The organism is Bacillus sp. RHFS10, assembly GCF_016757475.1.
Classification (GTDB): domain Bacteria; phylum Bacillota; class Bacilli; order Bacillales; family Bacillaceae; genus Bacillus; species Bacillus subtilis_G.
In genome coordinates this window covers 1-410 of the sequence record NZ_JAESPO010000033.1, presented here as the reverse complement: position 1 = coordinate 410, position 410 = coordinate 1, and the positions used below count along the sequence as shown (strand labels likewise).

Below are 410 nucleotides of genomic sequence, written 5' to 3'. Positions count from 1 at the left end.
AGCCGACGTTGCGGGCAATGGGCGAGCGTGGCGACATCATCCGCACCATGCAGCGCGCCATGAGCGGCCAGCAGCGCGAACTGGCCGTGTTCCAGGCCGGCGAGGGTGGCCGCGCCGTCGTCGGTCGCGTCGTCGGCAAGGGGCTGGCCGACGAGCTGTACGACAAGGGCTATCTGATCGTCGATGGCACGGACGGCAAGGCGCACTACGTCACGCTGCCGCCGCATGCCGAGCTAGAGCAGTACCCGAGCGGGGCCGTGGTGGAGGTGAAAGGCGCGGCCGACGTGCGCGCCGCCGACCGGAACATCGCCGCGCTGGCCGCCGATGGCGTGTACCGCACCGATCTTCACCTTGCGCTCGCGCAAGGTCAGGCCATGACCGAACGCGATCCGCGCGAGGTAGTGGCCGCC

1 protein-coding gene is annotated in these 410 nt (G+C 70.5%); it reads left to right on the top strand.

The genetic code is table 11. The features are described 5' to 3' along the window. On the top strand, positions 1 to 410 hold a 410-nt coding region (locus JMN17_RS21525; protein WP_202329221.1), incomplete at both ends, for a DUF3363 domain-containing protein.